This is a genomic window from Aurantimonas sp. DM33-3, assembly GCF_014334315.1.
GTDB lineage: Bacteria > Pseudomonadota > Alphaproteobacteria > Rhizobiales > Rhizobiaceae > Aurantimonas > Aurantimonas coralicida.
The window spans coordinates 1-2,803 of record NZ_JACSGS010000042.1; the positions used below are offsets into that span (position 1 = coordinate 1).

Here is a 2,803-nt window from a genome sequence, read left to right on the forward strand (position 1 = left end):
TGCTGTATCGCTCGACGGACCGCCTCTGTCGTCGTGGCGCATCCATGAAGAACTTGGACCATAGCGCATCCTTCCATCCCTGCGAAAAGACTGCACCATCAAAACCCGGGATCAAACACCTAGATAGCGCGCATGGCGGGGCAGAAGGGCAGGCGTGACGAGGCGGAGGAGTGCTGGCTGTGCGGCCGGCCGCTGGGCCGCCGCATCGAATGGCATCATCCGCAGCCCAAAAGCCGCGGCGGACGACAGGTCGTTCCGGTCCATCCGATCTGCCATCGCACCATCCACGCCAGCTTCACCAATGCCGAGCTCGACCGGATGACGGCGGACGGGATTTCGCTGTCGCAGCATCCCGCCATCGCGCGGTTCCTCGGCTGGATCGCCGGCAAGCCGCCGGATTTCCACGCGCCGACCCGCAAGAAGAACTGACGACGGCGACAGCGGCGATCGCGCACGTACCTTGGAACCTTGCGCGCGCTGCATCGCTGTTGCCACGCGCCATCGCCTGCAATCGGACAACCCGGCCTGCCATGACCCAGCCCAGCATCAGCCTTGTCGGAAACGCCCCGCACGAGCGGGACCGCTCCGCCGCGATCGACGCCAGCGACAGCGTCATCCGCATCAACAATTGCTTCGGCCTCGGCGGGGTCAATGGCAGTCGCACGACCCATCTCTTCCTGATCAATTGCGGCGGGCAGATGCGGGAATGGCTGGACGATCCGGCGTTTGTGACGCGACCGGCGGTGGTGCAGGCCGGCGAAATCCTGCTGCCGATCCATCCGGCGAAGGACGATCTGATCGCGCCGCCCCTCAACGAGGCCGAACGCAAAGCACCCGATGCGCGCAACTGGGCGCCGGAGGCTGAAGCGATGCTGCGTGCCGACGGCCGGCCCGTGACCCGGGTCGGCGTCGACATTTTCCTGCGGGCATGCGCCGTCATCGGCTATGCGCGGCCGCAGCGCGACATGAGCGCGCCGTCTACCGGTCTCATCGCGCTTCTCTGGGCGCTCGAGACGTTCGGCGGCCCGATCGACGTCTACGGCTTCGGCTTCGACGGCTGGGACGGACATCGCTGGGACCGCGAACGCGCGTTCTTCGAGACGATGCAGGACGAGGGCCGGGCGCGGCTGCATCCGCTCACCTGACCGCGACGCATCGTCGCTTTCACGAAGCGTCCTGCCGTTGCGGCGGCATATTCGCGTGCTGGCCGCTCCCGCGATGCGGAATTTTCGTTTGCCGCGACCATGAATCGGCAGCCGTGCCCGGCCGTCGCGCTACCTGCCATGTCCTGTTTCCCATCGATCGAAAGCAAGACATGGCAGCGTTCGACATCCATTTCGCGAGCGGCACCGGCCCGCGGTCCCTCATCGCGCGGGAGGGCCAAGCATGACCAGACCGATCGCCTTTTTCGTGCATCACCAGGGGCGGGGGCATGCCAACCGGACGATGGCGCTGGTCGAGGCGTTTTCGCGCACGCGGCCGGTGTCGGTGCTGACGGCGGGGCCGCATCTGTTCGAGGGCTTTTCGCGCGACATCGAGCTGATCACCCTGCCGAACATGATCGGCGCCGGCGTGCCGACGGAGCGGCTCTATGCCGAGCCGACACCGCCGGCGCTGCATTGCGTGCCGCTGGGTCTGAAGGAAATGCGCGGCACGATGCGGGCCATCATCGACCATCTCGATGCGCGTGACGTCGGGCTGTTCGTCGTGGACGTCTCGTCAGAGATCGCGCTCCTGTCGCGGATCGCCTCGGTCCCGGCGGTGCAGATCCGCATGCATGGCGACCGGTCGGATACCGGCCACATCGCCAGCTACGAATCCAGCGTCGGCATGCTGGCACCCTTCGACGAGAGCCTCGAACAGGACGACTATCCGGCCCATCTGCGCGCCAAGACCTTCTATTCGGGCGGGCTCTGCACGACCCGCGATCCGGTGCCGACGCGCGAGGCGGCGCGGCGCAAGCTGGGCCTCGATCCGACGCGCGAAACCATCGTCGTCCTGACCGGCGGCGGCGGCGCCGGCACGCCCTACGCGCCGCTCACCGTCGGCGCGCGCGCCCTGCCGGAGGCCGACTGGCTGGTGCTCGGGCCGACGCTCAAGGAGGGCCACGAGACCGACTTTTCCAATCTGCGCGAACTCGGCTGGGTGTCGAACGTCACCGACTACCTGGCGGCGGCCGATATCGTCGTGGCGTCCGCCGGCGACAACACGGTCACCGAAATCGCCCGGGTCGGCCGGCCGCTCGTGATCGCCCCGGAATGGCGCTATTTCAACGAGCAGACCCGAAAGGCCCAGGCGATGGCGGCGGTGGGCGCCGCCGTCCACGCACAGCGCTGGCCCGGCGATCTCGCCGGCTGGCAGGGCCTGATGGAGGAGGCGCGGCGGCTCGATCCGGCGCGGATCGCCCCGCTCTACCGCAAGGATGCCGCGCAGAGGGCGGCGAACTGGCTGGAAAGCCTCACGAACGAATTGTGGGGCGAGGGCCAGCAGCCGCTGGCAGCCACCGGATAGGACGCCGCAAGCCCCGTCCGGCGTCCGCTTCGTGCCCTAGCTGAAGCGGACGCTGTCCGGCTGGCGGGCGGCCGCCATCTCTTCGGGTGTCGGCCGGCGCCGCGCGACGATCTCGTCGCCGGCCGGGTCCCAGTCGATCAGGCCCCGTTCGGCGAACTGGCCGAGCCAGTAATACCCGCCTGCGCTTGATCTGACTCAGCTGTGATTTTCCTGTCCTGGGCGTTCGTGATTCCCTGTCTGGCGAAGGGAGGGAAAGAGCGATGGCCGTAAGAATCAACGAGGACCTGTCGGC

The 2,803-nt window shown here is 67.9% G+C and carries 3 protein-coding genes; all 3 read left to right on the forward strand.

All coding sequences use genetic code 11. The features are described 5' to 3' along the window. Window positions 1–132 precede the first annotated feature (132 nt). Entirely contained in the window at window positions 133–429 is a 297-nt protein-coding gene (locus H9Q09_RS22245) for an HNH endonuclease (RefSeq protein ID WP_187392885.1), read from the forward strand. A 101-nt stretch (window positions 430–530) separates the two neighbouring features. Next, entirely contained in the window at window positions 531–1,145 is a 615-nt protein-coding gene (locus H9Q09_RS22250) for a hypothetical protein (RefSeq protein WP_187392886.1), read from the forward strand. A gap of 241 nt (window positions 1,146–1,386) precedes the next feature. Beyond that, complete coding sequence (locus H9Q09_RS22255; RefSeq protein WP_187392887.1) at window positions 1,387–2,511, forward strand: glycosyltransferase; 1,125 nt, start codon at window positions 1,387–1,389, stop codon at window positions 2,509–2,511. Window positions 2,512–2,803: the final 292 nt, after the last annotated feature.

Excerpts from the sequence above, each read along its gene's own strand:
- H9Q09_RS22255 (WP_187392887.1), top strand. The coding sequence starts at position 1,387 with ATGACCAGACCGATCGCCTTTTTCGTGCATCACCAGGGGCGGGGGCAT.
- H9Q09_RS22250 (WP_187392886.1), top strand. The coding sequence starts at position 531 with ATGACCCAGCCCAGCATCAGCCTTGTCGGAAACGCCCCGCACGAGCGG.
- H9Q09_RS22245 (WP_187392885.1), top strand. The coding sequence starts at position 133 with ATGGCGGGGCAGAAGGGCAGGCGTGACGAGGCGGAGGAGTGCTGGCTG.